The organism is Polaromonas sp. AET17H-212 (assembly GCF_002379085.1).
In the GTDB taxonomy this organism is placed as follows: Bacteria; Pseudomonadota; Gammaproteobacteria; order Burkholderiales; family Burkholderiaceae_C; genus Polaromonas.
The window spans coordinates 42,401-65,222 of record NZ_NBZW01000020.1; the positions used below are offsets into that span (position 1 = coordinate 42,401).

Consider the following 22,822-nt stretch of genomic DNA (forward strand, 5'->3'; position numbering starts at 1 on the left):
CTTATTTGGCCGGTGCGGCCGGAACGATCTTCTGTTCGATCGCGCCGAAAATCAGCTCGCCGTCCTTGCCCTTCATTTCGATGCGGATGGTGTCGCCGTATTTCATGAAGGCCGTTGAAGGCTTGCCGTCCTGGATAGTCTCGATCGCGCGCTTTTCCGCGATGCAGCTGTAACCCTTGGGCCAGTCGGTTTTGCCCTTGACCTCGACACCCTTGTTGCTGACGGTGCCGGAGCCGATGATGGAGCCGGCGCGCACATTGCGGGTCTTGCAGATGTGGGCGATCAGCTGGCCGAAGTGAAAAGTCATCTCCGGCCCGGCGTCACACATGCCGACCTTGCGGCCGTTCCAGGTGCTTTGCAGGGTCAGGTTCAGGCGGCCGTGGTCCCAGGCGTCGCCGAGTTCGTCCAGCGTCACCGCGACCGGGCTGAAGGCCGTGGCCGGCTTGCTCTGGAAAAAACCAAAACCCTTGGCCAGCTCGTTGGGGATCAGGTTGCGCAGGCTCACGTCGTTGGCCAGCATCACCAGGCGGATGCCTTCGAGCGCCTGCTCGGGCGTGCTGGTCATGGGCACGTCGCCGGTGATGACCGCGACTTCGGCTTCGAAGTCGATGCCGTAGTCCTCACTGGGGCAGACCACGTCGTCGCAGGGGCCGATGAAGTCGTCGCTGCCGCCCTGGTACATCAGCGGGTCCTTGTAGAAGCTGTCGGGCACCTCGGAGTCGCGCGCCTTGCGCACCAGCTCCACATGGTTGATGTAGGCCGAACCGTCGGCCCACTGGTAGGCGCGCGGCAATGGGGCCATGCAGCGTGCCGGCTCAAACGGAAAGGCGTGGCGCGCCTTGCCGTTGTTCAGCGTCTCGTACAGGTCCTGCAATTGCGGGGCAAGGAAGTTCCAGTCGTCGAGTACCTGCTGCAATTTGGTGGCAATGCCCGTCGCATAATGGGCCGTCGACAGGTCGCGCGAGACAACCACGAGCTGGCCGTCACGTGAGCCGTCTTTGTAGGTAGCAAGTTTCATCAGTTTCCTCTGTTCTGGGGGCGGCTGGGTCGCCTGATGGCACACGACGTGCACACGGCGTACCCACGGCAATACAGTTACGATAAGTGAAATCAGTTTACCTAAATGTAATTTTCAATTTTAATCGAATTCCATGAAAGAGCGAAAACACCTTCTGGCGGACGACCTGCCCGCACTGCCCACGCAACGCGCGGGCATCCAGTCGGTGGAAGTGGGCTTCAGCCTGCTGCAGGTGCTCAGCGCCTCGCCGGGCGCGCTGATGCTGCGCGACCTGGCTGCCGCTGCCGGCATGAGTGCCGCCAAGGCGCACCGCTACCTCGTGAGTTTCCAGCGGCTGGAGCTGGTGACCCAGGACCCGGGCACCACGCGTTACGACCTCGGCCCGGCGGCGCTCAAGCTGGGCCTGGCCTCGCTGTCGCGGCTGGACAGCGTCAAGCTCGCGCGCCAGCGCCTGGGGCCGCTGATGGAGCAGATCGGCCAGACCCTGGCGCTGGCGGTGTGGGGCAACCAGGGGCCGACCATCGTGCATTGGGAAGAGTCGCCGCAGGCCGTGACCGTCAATTTGCGCCTCGGTGATGTCATGCCCCTGCTGTCCTCGGCCACCGGCCTGTGTTTCTCCGCCTTCATGGCGCAGCCGGCCGGCAGCCGCGGCGAAAAAAGCCCGACCACCCGGCCGCCCGCGCAGGATCGCCTGACGCCGCTGCTCCGGGACGAACTCGCGCGCATGCACAAGCTCGCCCGCAAGGACGTGCCCAAGACCATGGCCGAGGTCACCGCGCTGCTGGAAGAGGTGCGCCGGCGCGGCCTGGCCCGCGTGGTGGACACCCTGCTGCCCGGCGTGGCCGGCTTTTGCGCGCCGGTGTTCGACGCCGACGGCCACCTGGTGCTGGGCATGGTGGCGATGGGCTCACTGGCCAACTTCGACCCTGCCTGGGACGGCGCCGTGGCCCGGCCGCTGGCGGCGGCGGCACGGCAACTTTCCGCCGATCTGGGATTCACAGGGGCATGAACACCCCGACCGCCCGGCAAGCCCCAGCGCTGCCGGCGCGACCCCTGATCGCCCTGACCTCGCTGGTGGTGCTGGCCCATGTCCTGCTGCTGCAGGCGGCGCCGCTGGCGTGGGGGCCGGTGCCCGACCCGCAGGCGACGGCGCCGCGCCCCTTCATCACGCGAACGCTGGAGATCAAGCCAGAACCGGTCGTGGCCAGCGCGCCCGCCGCCCCACCGGTGCGCCCGCGCCCGGTCCGGCGTCGCGCCCCTGTTTCACAGGAAAATCGGGCACCAGCCCCCGATCTGCAAGCGCCGACAGCTATCGAATCCATAGCATCTCCAGCCGCTGGCAGCACGGCCCCGGTCGACCCGCCGAGCCCGCCGCCAGAGGCCACCGCGACCACTCCCGTGGAAGCGGCGCCTCCCCTGCCCGGCGCCAGCACGGCCCTGACCATCCCCGGCTCGGTGCGGCTGAAATACGCGATGACGGGCCGCTCAAAAAACATGGACTACAGCGCCTTTGCCCAACTCGACTGGCTGCAGGACGGCCAGACCTATGACGCCAAGATGGTGGTCAGCGCCCTGTTCCTGGGATCGCGCAGCATGACCAGCAGCGGCCGCATCACTGCCGACGGCCTGGCGCCGACGCGTTTTCTGGACAAGGCGCGCAGCGAACGCGCCGCCCATTTCCAGGCCGACCAGGGCAAGATCAGCTTCAGTGCCAACACGCCCGATGCTCCCTGGCTGCGCGGCGCACAGGACCGCCTGAGTGTTTTCCTGCAACTGGGCAGCCTGCTCGCCGGCGCCCCGGCCAGTTACCCGGTCGGCGCCAGCGTGTCGCTGTACACCGCCGGCCCGCGCGAGGCCGACACCTGGACCTTCACGGTCGAGGCCGAGGAAACCCTCAGGCTGCCCGCCGGCGAAGCCGCCACGCTCAAGCTCACGCGCAAGCCGCAGCGCGACTACGACCAGACCGTCGAAATCTGGTTCGCGCCCGCCATGGACTACCTGCCGGTGCGCAGCCGCATCACCCAGCAGAACGGCGACTTCATCGACCAGCAACTGCGCGTGGTCGAAAAACCCTGACCTCCGCCGGCGCCACCGCGTCTCTTTCCTTCACGACGTGATTTTTTTGGCATTTCGGGGCATTTCAGGGATTAACCCTGTGGCTCTTGAACTCCGCCCGGCCGTTGATATATATGAACACAAGAAGGAAACCACACCATGCAAATGCTCTACGACTCCGAATCCTTTGCGGTGGTACAGATTCACGCCAACGCCCCAGAGGAGTCTGCCCCCGCCTTGGCCGTGCCCCAGCTGGCCCGCAACGGCTTTGAAATTGTCGACAAACGCTCCGGCAAGGAGGTCTACCTGGACGGCTCCTGGGCCGAGCTGTTCCAGCAGCGCCTGAACGTCTGGCAAAAAAACACGCCGACGCAGGAAGAAGTCGAGGACATGCTCGAAAGTTATGCCGAACTGGCGCACACGCCGGTGGGGCTGCACTGAAACGACCCGAGGTGCCATGCCGCGCTTGTCGTGGCGCGGCATGCCCGCACCACGCCGGCACATGCCAGCCGTGAAGGCGCGGACTCAGTCCGCCGGAATCAATCGGCCTTGTAAAGCCAGCGGTACAGCGGTGCCACCAAAATAAGCACGGCCACAAGCCGGCACACCTGAAACGCCGTGACCACCGGCACACCGAGCTGCAGCACCTTGGCGGTGATGGCCATCTCGGCGATACCGCCCGGTGAGGTCCCCAGAATCAGCGTGGCCAGCGGCAAGCCGGTGGCCCATGCCAGCAGCGCGGCGAAACCGCTGCAGAGCACCAGCATGACCAGGGTGCCCAGCACCACCGACGCCATCCAGCGCGGCGCGGCGTGCAGAAAGGTCGGTGAAAACCGCACGCCCAGACCCACGGCGATCAGCAGTTGCGCGGTGTTGGTCAGCCAGGGCGGAATGCCCGACAGGTGCAGGCTGGCCATGGTCAGGCCCATGGTCACCAGCAGCGGCCCCATGAACCACGGGTTGGCCCGGCCCAGCCGAAGCATCAGCCAGGCGCCTGCAGCAGTGGCCAGGGCCAGCGCGGCCAGCCCCGGTCCGCTCACCGCGCGCAGCACCGGCGGGTTCAGGTCCAGGCCATGCAGTCCGCTGAACTGCATTGCAAACGGAATCGTCACCGTGACCAGCAGCAGCCGCAGGCTGTGCGAGGCCGCCACCAGGTCAGTGCGTGCATGGGCACGTTCGGCCAGCAGGGTCATCTCGGAAGCACCGCCTATGGCCCCCGCGAAATAACTGGTGGCACGCATCGCCGGCGCCGGCACGCCGGGCATGCGCGGCGCGTTGACACGGTGCAACCAGCCGCCAAAGGCCAGGCCCAGCCCCAGCGCCCAGACAATCGCCAGCGCGATGGCCCACCACAGGCTGCCCACCAGCGCGGTCACCTGCGGCGTGAAGTACAGGCCCAGCGCCGTGCCGATCACCCACTGGCCGGTGTTGTTCAGCGGCCGCCAGTTGGCGGTCGGCGCACCGGCGATCGCGGCGCAGGCCGTGGCCAGCAGCGGACCAATCATCCACGGCAGGGGCGTCCCGATCCAGACGCAGAGCCAGGCGCCGGCCAGCGCCAGCAGCAGGGAGAAAACAACATGAAACGGCTTGAGACGCATCCGGGGCAAAAAGGAGGTGAGGGGCAAGAAGGGCAGGGCATTGGCCGGCAGGCAGCCACCGGATTTCAGATGGGGCTAGTATCGCCCTGAGAGTCTCTCCGAGAATGCCATGAACACCGCCCCACCCACCCTTCAACACACACGCCGGCGCCTTGCCGCCCTGGTCCCGCTGCTGCTCGTGCTGCTGGCCGCCTGCGCCAAGGCGCCCGAGCCGCGGCTGTTTCCGCATGCGCCGAATGACATCACGGCACGCACCGAGGCCCTGCTGCCTGCCGACGTGATCCTGCTCGGCGAGCAGCACGATGCGGCCGAGCACCAGGACATCCAGCGTCAGGTCATCGAGTACCTGGCGGTGCGCGGCCAGCTGGCCGCCGTGGCGCTGGAGATGGCCGAGGCCGGCACCAGCACTGCGGCCCTGAAATCGAACAGCACCCAGCTGCAGGTGCAGGCCGCCCTGGGCTGGAACCACAAGAACTGGCCCTGGGCGGCGTACGGCCCGGCCGTGATGGCTGCCGTCAAGGCCGGCGTGCCGGTGCTGGGCGCCAACCTGCCGGCGGCGCAGATGCGCGAAGCCATGGCCGACGGCCGGCTGGACCAGCCCCTGCCCGGCCCCGCGCTCAAGGCCCAGCAGCAGCTGATACGCATCGGCCACTGCGGCTTGTTGCCGGAGGACCGGATCTCCCCGATGACACGCATCCAGATCGCGCGCGACATCCGCATGGCGAACACGCTGCAGCAGGCGGCCCTGCCCGGGAAAACCGTGGTGTTGCTGGCCGGCAGCGGCCATGTCAACCGCACGCTGGGCGTGCCCCAGCACCTGCCGCCCGGCCTCCAGGCCAAGGCCATACAGCTACGCGCCGGTCCGGCCACAAGCGCGCCGGATGCGCGCCGGGAGGCCGACAGCAGGCCGGCGTTTGATGCCGTCTGGCCGACACCGGCTGTACCCGCGCAGGACTACTGCGCAACGCTGAAAGACAAATTCAGCGGGCAGTAGCCCCGGCCACGCTCAGGCGTTCAGGCGTTCTTCTTGATGGAGTCCGCCACCACACTGACGATGCGCTCGATGTGCTCTTTTTCCACGATGTAAGGCGGGCAGATCACGATATTGTCGGCCGCCGGGCGCACCAGCACGCCGTGTTTGAAGCAGTCCATGAAGATGTCGTAAGCGCGTTTGCCCGGTGCACCGGCGATGGACGTCAGCTCCACCGCACCGGCCAGGCCCAGGCTGCGGATGCCGACCACATTGGGCAGGCCCTTGAAGCCGCTGTGCATGGCGTCGCCGAGCACGGTGCCCATCTGTCCGGCGCGTTCAAACAGCTTTTCTTCCTTGAACAGGCCCAGCGTGGCAATCGCCGCGGCGCAGGCCACCGGATGGCCCGAGTAGGTGTAGCCGTGGAAAAACTCCACCGCATGGGCCGGGCTGTCGGCATTGGCGTCCATCATGGTGTTGTAGATGCGGTCGGAACAGATCACGCCGCCCAGCGGGATCACGCCGTTGGTCACGCATTTGGCGAAGTTCAGCATGTCGGGCACCACGCCGTAATAGTCGGCGCCGAAGTTGGTGCCCATGCGGCCGAAACCGGTGATGACCTCGTCAAAAATCAGCAGGATGCCGTGTTTGTCGCAGATCTCGCGCAGGCGCTTGAGGTAACCCTTGGGCGGCAGGTACCAGCCGGCGCTGCCGGCCACCGGCTCGACGATCACGGCCGCGATGTTGCTGGCGTCGTGCAGCGGCAAAATGCGCTGCTCGAGTTCCAGCAGGATGTCCTCTTCCCAGACCGGCTCGGCGCCGTGGATGTAAGCGTGTTTGACCGGGTCGTGGATGAAACGCATGTGGTCCACGCGCGGCAGGAAGGCCGAGCCGTAGACCTTGCGGTTGGCCGGAATGCCGCCCACACTCATGCCGCCGAAACCAACGCCGTGGTAGCCTTTTTCGCGGCCGATGAAGACATTGCGGTGGCCCTCGCCGCGCGCGCGGTGGTAGGCCAGCGCCACCTTGAGCGAGGTGTCGGCCGCTTCCGAGCCGGAATTGCAGAACAGCACCTGGTTCAGGTCACCGGGTGCCATGCCGGCAATCAGGTCGGCGGCCTTGAAGGCCTGGTCGTTGCTGGCCTGGAAGGCGGTCGCGTAGTCCAGTGTGTCGAGCTGCTTCTTGATGGCTTCGTTGATCGGCTTGCGGTTGTGGCCGGCGCCCACGCACCACAGGCTGGAAATGCCGTCGAGCACCTGCTTGCCGTCGTGCGTCGTGAAAAACATGCCATCGGCTTTCACAAAAACCCGCGGGTCCTTCTTGAAGCTGCGGTTCGGTGTGAAGGGCAACCACTGGTGGTCCATGTTGAAGTCTTGATAGGCCATGGCGAAATCTCCTGCTAAAAAATGGGGCAGCCGGGTATTGGCGGTAGATCATGCATTCTGGCACTCCCGGCGACAATGTGCTTTCCGGCAAGCACCTGGTGGCCGGCCACCTGCGACAATTCATCCCCCATGAGTCCTACTTATATCCTCACCCTGTCCTGCCCCGACCGCCCGGGCATTGTTCATGCGGTTTCCGGTTTTTTGTTCGAACGCGGCGGCAACATCCTGGAAGCGGCGCAGTTCAGCGACGACAAGCGCGACGACCCGGCGGCCGACGCCACCGGCCTGTTTTTCATGCGTGTCAGTTTTGCCTGTGACCAGCTCTCCTATGAAAATCTCAAGGAACAGGTCGGCACGCTGGGTGTGCTGTTCGACATGCGCTGGGGCCTGCACCAGACCGCCGAGCCGATGCGCACGGTGCTCATGGTCAGCAAGGAAGGGCATTGCCTGAACGACCTGCTGTTTCGCTGGAAGTCGGGGCTGCTGCCGCTGGACATCCGCGCCATCGTCTCCAACCACCGCGATTTTTACCAGCTGGCGGCCAGCTACAACGTGCCCTTCCACCACATTCCGGTCACGGCCGCGACCAAGGACAAGGCCGAAAAGAAGCAGTACGACATCATCGAGGCCGAAGGCGCCGAACTGGTGGTGCTGGCGCGTTACATGCAGATCCTGAGCAACGACCTGTGCAAAAAGCTGGCCGGCCGGGCCATTAACATCCACCACTCGTTTCTGCCCAGCTTCAAGGGCGCCAAACCTTATTACCAGGCCCACGCCCGCGGCGTGAAACTGATAGGCGCGACCGCGCACTACGTGACGGCCGACCTCGACGAAGGCCCGATCATCGAGCAGGATGTGGCCCGGGCCGACCACAGCAAGACCGTGGAAGCCCTGACCGCCATGGGCCGGGACACCGAAAGCCAGGTGCTGGCGCGTGCCGTGTTGTGGCACAGCGAACACCGGGTTTTACTGAACGGCCACAAGACAGTCATCTTCAAGTGACCGCTGCCCGCATCCCGCCCATCCAGTGCCTGCTGACCTTTGAGGCGCTGGCGCGGCTGCGCAGCGTCACCCAAACCGCGGAAGAGCTGAACGTGACGCCCAGCGCGGTGAGCCACCGCGTCAAGCAGCTCGAACAGATCATCGGCACCAAGCTGTTCGGCCGGGCTGACTTTTCGCTGACCACCGAGGGCAGCGAATACCTGGCCCATGTGCGCGAGGGCCTGGCGACGCTGCAGAAATTTCCGGGCACGGCCGGCCAGAGCGGCAGCCCCGGCAAGCGCAAGCTGCGCCTGGCCGTCACGCCGACTTTTGCCCGCTCCATCCTGATCCCGCGCCTGCGCCAGTTCACCGATGCCTACCCCGAGATCGACCTGACGCTGCAGGTGTCCATCCCCCTGCTGGACGTGGTGGCCGAGGACGCCGACCTGATCGTGCGTTTCGGCACCGGCCGTTATGCCGACCTCGAGCACGTCTGCCTCATGAAGGACGAAGTCACGCCGCTGGCCTCGCCGGCCTATGTGCGGGAGCACGGGCCTTTTGAAGTTCCCGAGGATCTGGACGGGGAAGCGCTGCTGCGCTCGCCGCTGGAGCCCTGGCGCACGTGGTTTGCGGCCCACAGCCTGGACTGGGCCGAGCCGGTCGATGGCTCGCAGTTCAATGACATCGGCCTGATGTGCGACGCCGCCGCCGCCGGCATGGGTGTGGCACTGGTGCGCCTCAAGCTGGGCGCACCGTGGCTGGAACATGGCTCCCTGGTACGTTTGTACGAGCGCAACGTGCCCAGCCCGCACGCCCACTACCTGTGCTGGCGCACCGGCATGATGGACCGCTGGGAATGTGCCGCCTTTGCCGACTGGCTGAAAAAATCGGTCGCCTAGCTGTCCTGCCGATTTTGATGCGTTTTAGGTCTCCAGCCCTTGAAAGGCGGACGCAGGTAGCTACCAAAATGATAGCATCTCGGTTTTCACAAAAAACCGCCATTTTCTTCACGCCGCCCGCGCGCGCTTTGCATTAAAGTGCTTTCATCCCGGCGCCAAGCCGTGTTTCCTCCTGAAGGCCGCCCATGAATGCTCCTCTTGACTCCCGGCAGCAGCAGCTGCTGAAACGCTCCGAACGCCAGGCCCAGGTCGTCGCGGCGCTGCAAGCGGTGCTGCCGGCGCATGCGCTGCTCTGGAACAGCGAAGACACCACGCCTTATGAATGCGACGGCCTGACCGCCTACCGCGAACGGCCGCTGGTGGTCGCCCTGCCCGAAACCTATGACCAGGTGCAGGCCGTGCTGAAAACCTGCCATGCGCTGGAAGTCCCCGTGGTGGCACGCGGCGCCGGCACCGGCCTGTCCGGCGGCGCCATGCCGCACAAGCTGGGCGTGACCCTGTCGCTGGCCAAGTTCAACAAAATTCTGAAGATGGACGCGGCCAGCCGCACCGCGGTGGTCCAGGGCGGTGTGCGCAACCTCGCCATCAGCGAAGCCGCCGCCCCGCTGGGCCTGTATTACGCGCCCGACCCGTCCAGCCAGATCGCCTGCACCATAGGCGGCAACGTGGCCGAAAACTCGGGCGGCGTGCATTGCCTCAAGTACGGCCTGACCCTGCACAACGTGCTCAAGGTCAGGGGCTTCACGATCGAAGGCGAGGCGGTGGAATTCGGCAGCGACGCGCTGGACTGCGCCGGTTACGACCTGCTGTCGGTGGTCATCGGCAGCGAAGGCATGCTGGCCGTCACCACCGAGGTCACCGTCAAGCTGGTGCCCAGGCCGGTGCTGGCGCGCTGCATCATGGCCAGCTTCGACGACCTGCGCAAGGCCGGCGACGCGGTGGCGGCGGTGATTGCCGCCGGCATCATTCCGGCCGGGCTGGAGATGATGGACAAACCCATGACCGCGGCGGTCGAGGACTTCGTGCACGCCGGTTACGACCTGACGGCCGAGGCGATCTTGCTGTGCGAGAGCGACGGCACGCCGGAAGAGGTCGAGGAAGAAATCGGCCGCATGAGCGCCGTGTTGCGCAACCACGGCGCCACGGCGATTGCGGTCAGCCAGAACGAGGCCGAACGCCTGCGCTTCTGGAGCGGGCGCAAGAACGCCTTTCCGGCCAGCGGCCGCATCAGCCCCGACTACATGTGCATGGACTCGACGATTCCGCGCAAGCGCCTGGCCGACATCCTGCTGGCCATCCAGCAGATGGAGATCAAGTACGGCCTGCGCTGTGCCAATGTGTTCCACGCCGGCGACGGCAACCTGCACCCACTGATTCTGTTCGACGCCAACGACGCCGACCAGTTGCACCGCTGCGAGCTGTTCGGCGCCGACATCCTGGAAACCAGTGTGGCCATGGGCGGCACGGTGACCGGCGAACACGGCGTGGGCGTGGAAAAACTCAATTCCATGTGTGTGCAGTTCTCGGCCGCGGAAAACGAGCAGATGTTCGGCGTCAAGCGCGCGTTTGACCCGTTGGGCCTGCTCAACCCCGGCAAGGTGATCCCGACGCTGCAGCGCTGCGCCGAGTACGGAAAAATGCTGGTGCGCGGCGGCAAGATCTCGCACCCCGACCTCCCGAGGTTCTAGCCATGCTGGGCTTACGCGGCCTGGCCTGGCTGCTGCTGTTGCAGTCCATCGGCGAACTGCTCTCGCGCGGCCTGTCCCTGCCCTTTCCCGGCCCGGTCATCGGCATGCTGCTGTTGCTGGTCGCGCTGCGCTGGCCGGTGGTGCGCGAGCCGGTGGCGGCCTGCGCCGACTTTCTGCTGGCGCACCTGTCGCTGCTGTTTGTGCCGGTCGGTGTCGGTGTCATGACCCATCTGAGCCTGGTCAGCCAGTACGGCGGCCGCATGTTGCTGGTGATTGTCCTGTCGACGCTGATCGGGCTGGCCGTGACGGTGCTGACCCTGCATGTCCTGTGGCGCAAACATGCCGAAATTCGTTGAACTCTGGGTCTACCTTTCCGCCACGCCGCTGTTCGGCCTGACGGCCACGCTGGTGGTGTACGTCGTGGCCCAGGCCATCTACGCGCGCCTGCAGCAGGCGCCCTGGGCCAACCCGGTGCTCTGGACCGTGCTGGTGATTGCCGCGGTGCTGCTGGCTACCGGCGTGTCCTACCCGACCTATTTCGCCGGCGCGCAGTTCATCCACTTCCTGCTGGGACCGGCCGTGGTGGCGCTGGCCTGGCCGCTGTGGCAGCGCCGTGCCGAGCTGCGGCTGCGCTGGGGCCGCCTGCTGCTGGCCGCGCTGGCCGGCGGTTTTGCCGCCAGCGGCTCGGCGCTGGCGCTGGGCTGGGCCGTCGGTTTGCCCCTGGAGGTGGTGCTGTCGCTGGCGCCCAAGTCCGTCACCGCGCCGGTGGCCATGGGCATTGCCGACAAGATAGGCGGCATCCCGGCGCTGGCGGCCGTGTTTGCGGTCATCACCGGACTGGTCGGTGCGCTGAGTGGCAAATACCTGTTTGACGCCTTCGGGATTCCGCTGGATGCGGCCGGCTGGACGGCGCGCGGCTTTGCACTCGGCACCGCCTCGCATGGCATAGGCGCAGCGCGCGCGCTGCAGGTCAACGCCGATGCCGGCGCCTACGCCGGCCTGGCGCTGGGCCTGCAGGTGGTGCTGGCGTCCTTGCTGATGCCGCTGCTGTTCCGCATTTTTTAAGGAGTCACCAGGTATCGATGGCCAGTGCGCCATCCGCGGGCCGGATGGGTGACGACTGCAGGCCGCGCACCAGCCAGTCGCGCGTTTGCGCCGGGTCGATCACCGCGTCGATTTCCAGCGTGGTCGCCATGTTGAGCGCACTGCCTTTGTCATACTGCTGCGCCACCAGGGTCTCGTACAAGGCCTCACGCTGCGGACCGTCGGGCTGCGCCTCCAGCTCCTTGCGGTAGCCGAGTTTCACCGCCCCTTCCAGCCCCATGGCGCCGAACTCGCCGGTAGGCCAGGCCACGTTGAAGGCCGGCGCATGAAAACTGCCGGCCGTCATGGCCATGGCGCCCAGGCCGTAGCCCTTGCGCAGCACCACGCTGAAAAACGGCACGCGCAGATGCGCCGCGGCAATGAACATGCGACTGACATGGCGCACCTGCGCCTGCGCCTCGGTCTCCGGGCCGACCATGAAACCCGGGGTGTCCACCAGGCTGACCAGCGGCAGGCCATGCGCATTGCACAGCTGCATGAAACGCGCGGCCTTGTCGGCCGCATCGGCGTCGATGGCGCCGCCCAGGTGTTGCGGGTTGTTGGCCAGGATGCCCACCGGCCGCCCCTCGATACGCGCCAGCGCGGTGTGAATGCCTTGCCCAAAGCCGGTGCGCAGCGCCAGCACGCTGCCGGCATCGGCGATGCCGTTGATCGCCGCGCGCGTGTCATACACGCGCAAGCGGTTCTCGGGCACCACCTCGCGCAGGGCCAGGGCCTCCGGCGCAGCGAAGTCTGTGGTGGCACCCTGAAAAAAAGACAGATAGTGTCGCGCCGCCGCCACCGCCCCGGCTTCGTCGTCCACCAGCACGTCGATGACGCCGTTGCCGTGCTGCACGCCGGCCGGCCCGATCTGTTCGGGTTTGAAGACGCCGAGGCCACCGCCCTCCACCATCGCCGGGCCGCCCATGCCGATGTTGCTGCCGCGGGTGGCAATGATCACGTCGCAGCAACCCAGCAGGGCCGCATTGCCGGCAAAACAGCGGCCCGCCACAATGCCAACCACCGGTACCCGGCCATTGAGGCGGGCAAAACTCGCAAAGGTGCCGACATGCAGGCCGGCAACGATGGGCATGTCGGTGTCCCCGGGCCGGCCGCCGCCGCCTTCGGCAAACAGCAGCACCGGCAGCTTGTTCTGCAGCGCGATGCCCAGCATGCGGTCGGTTTTCTGGTGGTTGCGCATGCCCTGTGTGCCGGCCAGCACGGTGGCGTCGTAGGCCATCACCACGGCCCGGCTCGCTTGCGGGCCGAACTGGGCGCCGTTGATGCTGCCGATGCCGGTGACCATGCCGTCGGCCGGGGTGTTCCTGAGCAGGTCTTCTTCGCTGCGGCGGCTGCGCTGCGCCGCGACAGCCAGCGCGCCGTACTCCCTGAAGGAGTCCTCGTCGCACAGGTCGGTGATGTTCTCGCGCGCGGTGCGCAGGCCCAGGGCGTGGCGCCGGGCCACCGCTTCGGGGCGGCTGGCGTCCTGCGTGGGCGCATGGCGATCCAGCGTGCGCTGCAGGTCGGCGCGCAGGCTGCCGGGCGCGGGGGAGGAGGCTTCGGTGGGTGCAGCCGCAGAGGCGGCAGGCTGGGCCACCGTCGCCAACAGGGGCTCGATGCGCGCGAGCAGCGCGCCCGACTCCACCAGTTCGCCCGCGGCAAAAAACACGTCGCCGAGGCGGCCGCCGATGGCCGCGCGCACCTCGTGCTCCATCTTCATGGCCTCGAGAATCACCAGCAGGTCACCGGCGCGCACGGCAGCGCCGGGCTCAACCTGCCATTGAACCACCTGGGCCTGGAGGGGGGAGTACACCGCGGACATCGGCGCATTTTGCGCCCGCCCGGCGCGCCGCTGTCGTCAACTCGGCGACAGCGTGCGCGTCTGCAAAAACTCAGGCGACTTGCAGGCCCGGCTTTCCAGCCAGTGCGGGTTTCGAATTATTGCCCACGGCGCCGAACAGGATCTCGCCGGCGAGTTGGCCACCCTCTTCAATCACCAGCTTGCCATAACGGATCTTGCCGGTGACCTTGCCGGTCGCATAAATCACCAGCTTCTGGCGCACCGTCAGGTTGCCATCAAACGCGCCGTGGATCTCGGCGATGTCGATCTCGGCCGAGCCCTTGAACTCGCCATGCTCGGAGATCTGCATCACGCGCGAGTCCATCGTGGCCTCTACAAGACCTTCCACCACCAGGGTGTCGCAGTCGGTGATCTCGACGCCTTTGAGCTTGATGTTGGGGCCCACCGTCAGCTTGCTGCCGCCGCCTTCGCGCGGGGCGGCAGACGGCGCGCTGGTGGCGGCCGCAGCGGCAGCGGGCGCGCTGTTCGACACATTGGTTGCCGCAGGCGTGTTCGCGTAAGGATTGGGATTGGGGCTGCCATGACGCAGGCTGGAAGGTTCGTTGTCGCGCTTGCCAAAGAACGGTGATTGCAGTGCCATCTGGATTTCCTTGAAAAAGAACCGATGGTACGGAGAGCGTTTTGAAAAGTCTCCACTGCTAATGCAAGATGAGTAACGAAATGACCGGGTCCGCTGCGTCCGTGCGCGCCAGCGCCGGGTGCGAACTTGTAGACTTGTGCCATGCATTACACGGTCAGGATTTTTCACAGCGAGGATGTCTCGGACGCCGAACGCGCCGGCGCGGCGCAGCGGTTTCGGACCGCGCTTGACGCCTCTCTGGGCGATGCCAGCCTGGTGGCGCCCGTCTACCGCGCCTACCTCCGGCTGTTGCAGGTCCACGGGGAGCAGACCCGCCCCTGGGATCTGGCGCCGGCGGAACAGTTGCTGGCCGAGCAGTGGGAAGCGGCCGAGCTGGCGGCCACGCAAGCGGCTTTTGGCGCCGAACGCTACATGGGCGATGCCCACTTCGAGCTGGAGATCCAGGACTGCTGAGCACGCCAGACCGGCGCGCGCTTTGTACGGATAATTACACCAGTTGCCAAATAAGGGGGGTCGTGGAGTTTGCTGTTTTGTTCATGGCGGTGATCGTGCTGGGGGCGCTCGGCTGGGGGGTGTACCGCGTCATGAAACGCAGGGCCGCAGCATCGCCGGCAGCCGGGGGGCAGACGCAGCCGCACCGCAGCGCGCCGGAAGACAGCACCTACCGGGTCAGCTACGCGCCGCCCGAATTTGAGTGGAGCGGCACCAGCACCGGCGCCCTGCCGGTGAAAATACTGACCTACAAGCAGTACGAGTGCCTGGAAGATGCCCGCTACGGCTTCAGGATCGTCGGTCTGCCGCCCACCGGGCGCAAGCAGCCGCAACCCCACAAAACCCGCGCCCACGGCCTGAAAACCGTCGCTTCCCTGAACAAACACGGCTTCCTGGACGATGACGGCGAAGGCGGCTACCTCATCACCGACCGCGGACTCCATGCGCTGGAGGTCTGCAGCGTGCGGTATTGAACCGCCCCGACCCGCCGTTCAGGCGCAGGTCAGACCGTGGCGTCCCGCGGCGCGCTGCTGACCGCCCAGGAGTACAGGGCGACAAACACCAGTGCATCAAAGACGGCGCCCATGCAGATGTACAGCACCGGCATGAACAGCACCGACAGGTGCTGCATGATGAAAGCCTGCGCCAGCACCTTGTGGGGAATCATGACGGCGAAAAAGCCCAGGATCAGCGCGGTGTGGAACAGCTTGATCGACAGGCTCTGGTTCAGGATGTAATACCCCATCGCCAGCATCACCGGTGTGGCCAGCATGACCACATAACCGATGGTCATCAGTTCCTCGCTGTGGCGTGCAATGCTGTAGGGAAAAGCGTCTGGCGAGAGCCAGAAATAGACCAGCGTGACCAGCTGTATGACGCCGACGATGCGCAAGGGATACTTGAGCGGAAGTTGCGCGTTTTTCATACGCAGCGACAAGGCCAGCCCCGCCAGCGTGACCACCGCGGTCACCAGCAGGATGGTACGGCTAGGCAACGGCCTGTCGTCCGGCCCGCTTGACAGCAGCATCGCGTATTGCCCGGCATCGTTGAGCTGGTTGGTCAGTGTGAAAGGCATGTCCAGCCCCACGGACCAGAACAGGATGCAATCGCGCCAGAAATCAAACAGCAGCGGTTTTCCCACATACACCAGCGCGCACAGGATCAGCGGCAGGACAATCGCCTGCGCCAGCAGCCAGGGCGTGACCTTCAGCGGTGTGATGGAGCGGTGCGGGCGCACCAGAACCCGCTGGGCGCGGGCTTCCCGGGCAGCAGAAAAAGAGGCATTGAAAAGACGCTCCTGCTCACGCGCAGGTTCCGACAGGGATTTGGTTCTGGAGCTCATGGGGCGTGATCAAAATTCGTGGAAAACGCCGACATTCACACCACTGCGGCGGTACAGCGGATTGGTGTAGCGGTTGGCGCCGACCAGCACGCCGGTGCGCGGATTGAACCAGTGGCGCCAGCTCACACTGGCCTCGCGGCTGTCGAAGTTGACCAGTTGCCGGTCGGCGGCAATGGCGAGATACCCTTCGCTGCCCCACCCGTAGCGCGCGGTCACCAGGTCCTGCTTGTTGCGTCCCCAGGTCAGCGCCACAAATTGCTGCTGCGTGTCCACCGAGCCCGGGTTGCTGCGGTTCAGCCGCACGCCACCTTCCACGATCCACGGCGCCTCGAAATAGTAGGCCGCACCCAGCGACAGGCTGCGGTCGGTGTGGCCATCGGGCGCGTTGTAATACCCTGCCCCCACCGTGCCCACCAGATTGCGGCCGGGCAGAAATTTCCGGGAAATCGTTCCATCCACACGGTAACGCGGCAGATAGAAGGCACCGTCGCCCACCCCCAGCGCCACCGAGCCAAACCAGTCTTCATTGAAGGTGTAGGTGTCGCTGAGACCCAGAAACGTACCGTTTTCGCCAAACCGCTTGTGCGCGGACAACTCACCCTGCAAGACATGTTTGTCCACGCCATAGGCGCCCTTCAGGGTCACGTCGCGCCAATTGCCGAAGCCATTGCTGAGGTTTTGCACACCGGTGCTGAGCTCCAGGCTGCGCAAGGGCCCGGTGCCCCCCGGCCCAGCCGGCGCCGCCACGTTGTCGACCGGCGCCGGGGCGTCCGTGGGTGCGACGGTTTGAGCCGTTGCGGGCAGGGCAGCGGCCAGCAACACAGGCAGCGCTAGAAAAAAAGGTTTAAACATCAAAACTCACTCCAAAAAAGTAATCTGGTACCACACTCGCCGGCCCGGGCGGCACACCGCCGCGTGCCCCGCTCATTTGCAGTTCGCATCCTTGGCCGCAGCCGTCACGCCCCGGCTCACCAGGATCTGGTAGGACGCTTCGTCGCTCACCGCCCAGCGCGACGAGTGGCGCAGCGGCGTGGACTGGCGCAGCCAGCAAGCGGCGGTGGCCTTGTCGTTCTGACGCATGGCGAGCACGGCAAGCAACCCCCACGGGTAGTCGGCTTCGCCCTGCATCAGCCACTCCCCGCGGTGCACCGCCATCCAGTCGCGGTAGTACTGCCGCGCGTTGCCCGGCACCAGCGGAAAATCGAACAGCAGCGGAAAGATCTGTGCCACATGGTCGGGGTAAAACGCGGGTTTCTGCGAGCGCTGCTCCAGCTGGGTCGACACCAGAAACCGCTTGTTGACCGGGTCCCAGAAGGTGTCATGAATGGCGCGTGCCAGCTTGTCGGACGCAGCCCTTTGCTGCGGCTGCTTCAGGTGCACCTTGAGCGACCAGACTTCCAGGTTGTCCATGAACAGGCCGTGCAGCACCACTGGCGAGACCATGTAGATGCCGCGCGACGGCTGGTACAGGTTCTCCAGCGCCACCTTGCTGGCCTGGTGGCTCTTGCTCCAGACCGGGTTGCTGGCCAGCTTGGCCGGCATGGTTTCCAGCAGCTTCATCCAGATCGCCAGCAAGGAGTCGTCGGCATCGGCCGCCTTGCAGGACACCCATTTTTTATCGGCGCCCCGGCAGAACCGGTCAAACGTGCCGTCCAGCTTTTGCCGCGGCACCAGCCAGTTGGCGAACTTTTCAGCCGGTGCCGATATATCCATGCCGTTTTCGTGCGCCAGCAACAAGGCCTGCATCGCGAAATACGGGTCCGCCGAATCACCGCCGTGCAGCACGGTGATGGCGCCGCTGTCGTCCGTGTAGCCGCCCAGTTCCAGAGGCGCTGCCGCACCGGCACATCCCGCCTGGGTCAGCAGCAACACGCCCATCGTACAAACCGTCAACAGTTGTTTGAGTTTCATGCCTGTTTCACCATGCCGATCTCGCGCGCCCAGACCGTGCCGTGCACCACCACCCCGTCTTCCACGATGATGTTGCGGGCGGTGACGGTGGTGAGCGCGTCAGGCAGGCCCACCAGCGCGTTGGCCCCGATCAGGATGTCGCTCTCGGACACCACCGGCCCCCAGGCCCGGGCATCCTTGTAAACGTACACACGTTTTTCGCAGGTCACGGCGCCCTGCACGCTGGCGCGGTGGCCGATGCTCACCCCTTCGCGCGCCTTGATGTCGCCGACGATGGTGGTCGCCGCCCCAATGGTCAGAAAGCCCGTCACGACCAGCGATCCGCGGTAAATGCGGGCGGGCGGCAGCGCGCAATCCCCGCGAATCAGGAAAAGCAGGGGCGTTTGCTGAACCGCGCCCGGCAGATCGGCATAACTGGCCGGCGTCTGCTCGGCGCCGGCCGGTGGCAGCACATCGCTGACGTGCGTGCCAAAACGCAAGGCAGGCGCATGCAGGCGCTCAAACCAGGTCTCGTTGCCGAGTTCGATGGCGCTGCCCGCGGACACACGCCTGAGGGCCACACTGCGCGGACCCATGCGCAGCACGCCGTCGGCATGGGCCCAGTCATCAACGGTGCTGTGGTCCCCGAGGGCAATGTCACCGGTGGCATACAGCGCCGGAAAAGCCGATTCGGCGCCGCCCCGCAGGCTTCCCTGCACGTAAACCGGCTGCGCGCTGCGCACAGGGGAAAGGCTGGCAATGCTGCTGCGGGCGATCAGCCGCTTGTCCGCCTTGCGCCAGTCCAGGTCCACGCCTGCAGCGGACGCCGGATCGCCAACAAACTCGAAATCCTCGAACCCGGTGGGCTCGCCCAGCCCGAGCCTGGCCGATACATCGGCATGCAGGCGCCGGGCAAAGTGGTCGATGTCGGTGGTGTAGTTGGCCGAAATCGGCAAGGCGGCAAAGTCCGTGGGCCGCAGCCACTCCCGAAACGCCGGTACAAACGGCAGCGTCAGCAGCAGCAGGCAAATCAGCACGAATGCGGCATAAGTGGTGTAGTTTTCAGTCATTATTCAGCAGCCTTGGTGCGGTAGCGGATGGTTTTGTCCCAGACCATCTCGCGTTTGAGGATCCTGTCGAGCAGCAGGCTCCAGACGGCGCCTGAAATGGCAAACAGGCTGACCAGAAAACCCAGCATGTTGAAAGGCAGCAGCCTCAGCCGTCGCCGGTTGCCGTCAATCAGCACCGCCACCACAATTTCAAAAAATGCGGCGAAGTTGCCCAGCGTTCCATAAATCATCAGCGCGAAAATGGGAATCAGCGACGACAGCAGGGAACCCGCATTGAGAAAATACAGTCCCAGCGCCAGGCCCCAGCCGGCCAGCATGACCAGCGGGATGACAAACACAAACAGCAGCAGCAAACCGTCAATGCGCTGAGCCGGCGTCAGGTAGGCGCTGGTGGCAAACTTCCACCAATACCGCGTCATCACCTGGTTGTGGCCCTTGGCCCAGCGCGTCACCTGCTTGATGCGCACGCTCCACTCCTCGGGCACTTCTTCGTAACATTCCGAACGGTTGGTGTACACCGTCTTCCAGCCATTGAGCATGAGCCGGAACGTGATGTCGGTGTCTTCGGCCAGCGTGTCGTCGTGCCAGCCGCCCACCGCCTCGACCGCCGACAGGCGCACGCCACCGACCGTGCCGCCGTACTGCGGCAGCAGGTTCAGGTTCATGCGCGCCTGCTGGTCCACCTGGTAGCCGCCGGAGCGCTCCAGGTCCAGCATGCGGGTCAGCAGGTTGGCGCCGCTGTTGACGGGCACCACACGTCCCATCACAGCGCCGATTTCCGGATCGAAAAACGGCGCCACCAGCTGCTTGAGCAGGCCGCGGCCGGGCACGTAGTCGGCGTCAAAAATAATGGCGATGTCGCCTTCGGCAAAGTGCAGGGCGTCCTTCAGGGCAGCCGACTTGCCGGCCTTGCCGGTGCTGCGGTGAAATGGCGAAATGCGCGAGGGGAAACGCGCCACATAGCTGTCGATGATCTCGCCCGTGCCGTCCTTCGACCGGTCATTGACGGGAATGATCTTGAGCCGGTCCGCCGGATAGTCGGTATTGAGAAGCGCCTCGATGCAGCCGGCGATCACCTTTTCCTCGTTGTGCGCAGCAATGAAGACGGTGATCATGGGCCAGCGCGCCACGGCAATGTCGATGTAGGGGTGGCGCTGCACACCGGTCAGCCGGTTGATCGTGAACATGAAGTGGCGCACGCCATAAATCATCATGGCCACGACGATCAGGAACAGCAGCGAGGCCATGACGGCGGCGACCGGGTAATCCTTGAACGAGGGAATCAGCGCACCGGTCGCCTGGGCTTGCGCCAGGGCCGGCCCGGCCCCCATGAAGGCGGTGGCCGCGAGGGCGAACGCGACACGGGGCCGACCCGGCCGCCGGGTGACGTGAACAAGGCTTTCGGTGGAAAGGCTACAAGAGGAAGGCGGCATGGGCATGGCTCCAGTGAGAACGGGTTCGGTCAGGCCAGCGCGGGGATGGCCGCCGGCGCATTCACCAGACTGCGCTCGAGCACAGCGACGATCTGCGCGGAGGCCGTGCCGTCGCCGAACGGATTGCCGGCCTGCGCCATCCGCGTGTAGGCCTGGGTATCCTGCGAAAGCCGCGTGACTTCCGAGACGATGGCGCTGCGTGTCGCACCAATCAGCAGGGCGCAACCCGCTTCAATCGCTTCGGGCCGCTCGGTTTCATCGCGCAGCACCAGCACGGGCACGCCAAAGGTCGGGGCTTCTTCCTGCAGGCCGCCGGAATCGGTCAGCACCATCCACGCATCGGCCAGCGCCTGCTGCATGCCGGTGTAGTCGAGCGGCGCCGTCAGGGTCACGTTGGCGATGTCGCCCAGCAGGGCGTTGACAGGGCCCTGGATCACGGGATTGAGGTGGACCGGAAACAGCACCTGCAGGTCAGGTTGCTGGCGGGCAATGTCAGCAATGGCGTGGCAGATTTCTTCCACGTCGTTGCCCCAGTTTTCACGCCGGTGCACGGTCACCAGCAGGTGGCCGCGGCCCGCGCTCGTGCGCTTGACACCGCGGTGGGCGCAGGTCCATTGCTGCGCATCAATCACGGTGTTGCCCGTGAGGTGAATGAACTCGTCGGCAATGCCCTCGGTCTGCAGGGCCACCATGGCGCGCTGGGTGGGCGCAAAGTGAAACCGCGTCAGACGGCTGATCATCTGCCGCAAGCCCTCTTCGGGAAACGGCCGGGCCAGGTTGTAGGTGCGCAGCCCGGCCTCCACATGCGCCAGCGGCACGCGGTTGTAGAAGGCGGCGAGCGCACCCTGGAAAGCACTTTCGGTGTCGCCCTGCACGATGACGAGCGACCAGTCCTGGCCGGTCACCACTGCGTCGAGCTGCTGCCGGCAACCCATGCTGAAATCGAGCAGGCTGCTGCCGCCCCGCTCCAGCGAGATGTCGGGCGTGACATCGAAACATTCAAAAATCTGGCTCGCCATGTCGCCATGCTGGCCCGTGTGCAGCCATTGCACGTGCGCCCAGTCCGTCGCACGCAGCGCGTGGTAGACCGGCGCCAGCTTGATGATTTCAGGGCGCGTGCCCGAGACGATGAGAATGTTTTGCATGGATGCTTTCCTGAAAAGGGGAAGAAACGGCGGCAAGCCTGCACACGCATGTACGGAGGCAGGAACAAGGGCCCGAAGAAGGAAGTAGGGATGAGCGGGCGTTTCACCGTCCAGGGTCACGTCAGTTGCGTGTTCGCGCCGTGGCCCGTCATGGCGGCAGGGGTCAACAAGTCAACAATCACGACCAGGTCGCCGCCGAAACGCCCCACCCCGAGCTCGCGCATGAGTTGCTGCTCCTGCGCGGCCGAGTCCATGCGCAAAAAACACAGGGCCTGCCGCTTGCCCGCCTGGCTGGCCGCGAGGATATCCAGCCGGGCGACGGAGCCATAACGCGAGCACAGCGAATGGAGGGCCGGTCGCAGCGTGCTGATGTCGGGAAAGTTCTTGAGCTGATCGAATTCGTTCTGCATAGGTATTGGCGTCCCAAGTTCTTTGGTCCTCGGGAACGGGTGTTAACTAAGTGTCACGACTATAGAAAGCGCGAAGAGCCGAATACCTGAGGAAATGCCGTCCGTGCCTGTAGGACGCTGCGCCGGCTCCCTCTGTACGCTGGCCGTACACAGCACCCCCCGCCAAACAGCCTGCTTTCGCCGATGGCACCCGGGCGCCAAGGGGGCAGGTGCACGCTGGCTGCGTGGTCCTACACCCCCGCGCGCCGACGGACGGCATTTTTTTCAACGCCCCGGCGCCTCATGGAAGAAGCCGCTTCATTCACCGCCTGGCAAGCGGTCCACGACCCCACCGGACAACCGCCATGGCCCTCATCACCTACCTCGCCGAAGACAACCAGATCATTCGGGACAACCTGACCGACACCCTGGAGGAAATCGCCGATGTCAAGGTCGTGGCACACGCAGTGACCCAAGCCGAGGCCAGCCGCTGGCTGACACTGCATGACGGCACCTGGCACCTGGCCATCGTGGATCTTTTTCTCAAGGAAGGCAGCGGGCTGGGCGTGCTGGCCGGCTGCCGCCACCGCGAGCCCTACCAGAAGGTGGTGGTGCTGACCAACTACGCTACGCCCGAAGTCCGCCGGCGGGCGGCCGAACTCGGCGCCGACGCGGTGTTTGACAAGACCACCGAGCTTGACGCGCTGTTTGCTTACTGCGCCGAACAAACGGCCAACATCCTCACGGACGATGTGCAGGAGGCGCAGCGTGAAGCCGTCGCGCAGCACGATCCGGCCACGTCCCCCAACTGACAAAGCCACAAAGCCGGCGTTCGCCCGGCCTGACAGGCCGTTGGTCGGTTTGTGCGATAGCGTACATACAAAGTGTTTCGAAGTGCCTAATATGGAACTCTGGTACGACACCTCTGTCAGAGGCACAATTC

The 22,822-nt window shown here is 65.5% G+C and carries 24 protein-coding genes; 12 read left to right on the forward strand and 12 right to left on the reverse strand.

Annotated elements, in window-relative coordinates:
- Window position 1: 1 nt before the first annotated feature.
- Entirely contained in the window at window positions 2–1,018 is a 1,017-nt protein-coding gene (locus B7G53_RS15420; protein ID WP_096669246.1) for a fumarylacetoacetate hydrolase family protein, read from the reverse strand.
- A 175-nt stretch (window positions 1,019–1,193) separates the two neighbouring features.
- Here B7G53_RS15420 and B7G53_RS15425 point away from each other — a divergent pair, with 175 nt between their 5' ends.
- The 3 genes from B7G53_RS15425 (at window position 1,194) to B7G53_RS15435 (ending at window position 3,514) form a co-directional block, all read left to right on the forward strand.
- Window positions 1,194–2,027: an IclR family transcriptional regulator gene (locus tag B7G53_RS15425; protein WP_096669325.1), complete on the forward strand. Its 834-nt coding sequence runs from the start codon at window positions 1,194–1,196 to the stop codon at window positions 2,025–2,027.
- Window positions 2,024–3,094 carry a DUF3108 domain-containing protein gene (locus B7G53_RS15430; RefSeq protein WP_255250028.1) on the forward strand — a complete coding sequence of 357 codons (1,071 nt, stop codon included), beginning with the start codon at window positions 2,024–2,026 and terminating at the stop codon, window positions 3,092–3,094. The genes B7G53_RS15425 and B7G53_RS15430 overlap by 4 nt, the downstream gene beginning before the upstream one ends.
- 138 nt (window positions 3,095–3,232) lie before the next feature.
- Window positions 3,233–3,514 (forward strand): BTH_I0359 family protein, encoded by a 282-nt coding sequence (locus B7G53_RS15435; RefSeq protein WP_096669248.1) that lies wholly within the window; start codon window positions 3,233–3,235, stop codon window positions 3,512–3,514.
- Between the two features lie 98 nt (window positions 3,515–3,612).
- Here B7G53_RS15435 and B7G53_RS15440 read toward each other — a convergent pair whose 3' ends face one another.
- Window positions 3,613–4,671, reverse strand: a complete 1,059-nt coding sequence (locus B7G53_RS15440; RefSeq protein WP_096669250.1) for an AbrB family transcriptional regulator — start codon at window positions 4,669–4,671, stop codon at window positions 3,613–3,615.
- A gap of 109 nt (window positions 4,672–4,780) precedes the next feature.
- Between B7G53_RS15440 and B7G53_RS15445 the strand changes: the two genes are divergently transcribed.
- Complete coding sequence (locus B7G53_RS15445) at window positions 4,781–5,665, forward strand: ChaN family lipoprotein (protein WP_096669252.1); 885 nt, start codon at window positions 4,781–4,783, stop codon at window positions 5,663–5,665.
- A gap of 20 nt (window positions 5,666–5,685) precedes the next feature.
- On the opposite strand, the gene B7G53_RS15450 is transcribed toward B7G53_RS15445, so the two are convergent.
- Entirely contained in the window at window positions 5,686–7,026 is a 1,341-nt protein-coding gene (locus B7G53_RS15450) for an aminotransferase class III-fold pyridoxal phosphate-dependent enzyme (RefSeq protein WP_096669254.1), read from the reverse strand.
- A gap of 129 nt (window positions 7,027–7,155) precedes the next feature.
- Here B7G53_RS15450 and purU point away from each other — a divergent pair, with 129 nt between their 5' ends.
- From purU to B7G53_RS15475, 5 genes are all read left to right on the forward strand, one after another.
- Window positions 7,156–8,028, forward strand: coding sequence for a formyltetrahydrofolate deformylase (gene purU, locus B7G53_RS15455; protein ID WP_096669256.1), 873 nt, complete (start codon window positions 7,156–7,158; stop codon window positions 8,026–8,028).
- Window positions 8,025–8,906, forward strand: coding sequence for a LysR substrate-binding domain-containing protein (locus B7G53_RS15460; RefSeq protein ID WP_096669258.1), 882 nt, complete (start codon window positions 8,025–8,027; stop codon window positions 8,904–8,906). The genes purU and B7G53_RS15460 overlap by 4 nt, the downstream gene beginning before the upstream one ends.
- Window positions 8,907–9,091: 185 nt before the next feature.
- The gene (locus tag B7G53_RS15465) at window positions 9,092–10,594 is read left to right on the forward strand and encodes an FAD-linked oxidase C-terminal domain-containing protein (protein ID WP_096669260.1); all 1,503 of its coding nucleotides are present in this window, start codon (window positions 9,092–9,094) and stop codon (window positions 10,592–10,594) included.
- A 2-nt stretch (window positions 10,595–10,596) separates the two neighbouring features.
- On the forward strand, window positions 10,597–10,950 hold the full coding sequence (locus B7G53_RS15470; RefSeq protein ID WP_096669262.1) for a CidA/LrgA family protein: 354 nt from the start codon (window positions 10,597–10,599) through the stop codon (window positions 10,948–10,950).
- Window positions 10,934–11,659, forward strand: a complete 726-nt coding sequence (locus B7G53_RS15475) for an LrgB family protein (RefSeq protein WP_096669264.1) — start codon at window positions 10,934–10,936, stop codon at window positions 11,657–11,659. Before B7G53_RS15470 ends, B7G53_RS15475 begins: the two co-directional genes overlap by 17 nt.
- A 4-nt stretch (window positions 11,660–11,663) precedes the next feature.
- On the opposite strand, the gene B7G53_RS15480 is transcribed toward B7G53_RS15475, so the two are convergent.
- The gene (locus B7G53_RS15480; RefSeq protein ID WP_255250029.1) at window positions 11,664–13,490 is read right to left on the reverse strand and encodes a carboxyl transferase domain-containing protein; all 1,827 of its coding nucleotides are present in this window, start codon (window positions 13,488–13,490) and stop codon (window positions 11,664–11,666) included.
- Window positions 13,491–13,569: 79 nt separating this feature from the next.
- Window positions 13,570–14,118, reverse strand: coding sequence for a bactofilin family protein (locus B7G53_RS15485; RefSeq protein WP_096669268.1), 549 nt, complete (start codon window positions 14,116–14,118; stop codon window positions 13,570–13,572).
- 141 nt (window positions 14,119–14,259) lie between these two features.
- Between B7G53_RS15485 and B7G53_RS15490 the strand changes: the two genes are divergently transcribed.
- Complete coding sequence (locus tag B7G53_RS15490) at window positions 14,260–14,571, forward strand: hypothetical protein (protein ID WP_096669271.1); 312 nt, start codon at window positions 14,260–14,262, stop codon at window positions 14,569–14,571.
- Between the two features lie 62 nt (window positions 14,572–14,633).
- Entirely contained in the window at window positions 14,634–15,083 is a 450-nt protein-coding gene (locus B7G53_RS15495; RefSeq protein WP_096669273.1) for a hypothetical protein, read from the forward strand.
- A 29-nt stretch (window positions 15,084–15,112) separates the two neighbouring features.
- On the opposite strand, the gene B7G53_RS15500 is transcribed toward B7G53_RS15495, so the two are convergent.
- The 7 genes from B7G53_RS15500 to B7G53_RS15530 all read right to left on the reverse strand — a co-directional run bounded on the left by B7G53_RS15500 (window position 15,113) and on the right by B7G53_RS15530 (window position 21,900).
- A complete protein-coding gene (locus tag B7G53_RS15500) occupies window positions 15,113–15,952 on the reverse strand; it encodes a hypothetical protein (RefSeq protein WP_096669275.1) in 840 nt (279 codons plus the stop codon).
- Window positions 15,953–15,961: 9 nt separating this feature from the next.
- Window positions 15,962–16,804, reverse strand: a complete 843-nt coding sequence (locus tag B7G53_RS15505; protein ID WP_096669277.1) for a YaiO family outer membrane beta-barrel protein — start codon at window positions 16,802–16,804, stop codon at window positions 15,962–15,964.
- Window positions 16,805–16,876: 72 nt separating this feature from the next.
- Entirely contained in the window at window positions 16,877–17,863 is a 987-nt protein-coding gene (locus B7G53_RS15510; protein WP_255250030.1) for a hypothetical protein, read from the reverse strand.
- A complete protein-coding gene (locus B7G53_RS15515) occupies window positions 17,860–18,912 on the reverse strand; it encodes a polymer-forming cytoskeletal protein (protein ID WP_096669281.1) in 1,053 nt (350 codons plus the stop codon). Before B7G53_RS15515 ends, B7G53_RS15510 begins: the two co-directional genes overlap by 4 nt.
- Entirely contained in the window at window positions 18,912–20,345 is a 1,434-nt protein-coding gene (locus B7G53_RS15520; RefSeq protein WP_255250031.1) for a glycosyltransferase, read from the reverse strand. The genes B7G53_RS15515 and B7G53_RS15520 overlap by 1 nt, the downstream gene beginning before the upstream one ends.
- A gap of 29 nt (window positions 20,346–20,374) precedes the next feature.
- Complete coding sequence (gene wecB, locus B7G53_RS15525) at window positions 20,375–21,490, reverse strand: non-hydrolyzing UDP-N-acetylglucosamine 2-epimerase (protein WP_096669285.1); 1,116 nt, start codon at window positions 21,488–21,490, stop codon at window positions 20,375–20,377.
- Between the two features lie 116 nt (window positions 21,491–21,606).
- The gene (locus B7G53_RS15530) at window positions 21,607–21,900 is read right to left on the reverse strand and encodes a hypothetical protein (RefSeq protein WP_096669287.1); all 294 of its coding nucleotides are present in this window, start codon (window positions 21,898–21,900) and stop codon (window positions 21,607–21,609) included.
- Between the two features lie 344 nt (window positions 21,901–22,244).
- Here B7G53_RS15530 and B7G53_RS15535 point away from each other — a divergent pair, with 344 nt between their 5' ends.
- Window positions 22,245–22,691 carry a response regulator gene (locus B7G53_RS15535; protein ID WP_096669289.1) on the forward strand — a complete coding sequence of 149 codons (447 nt, stop codon included), beginning with the start codon at window positions 22,245–22,247 and terminating at the stop codon, window positions 22,689–22,691.
- Window positions 22,692–22,822 lie beyond the last annotated feature (131 nt).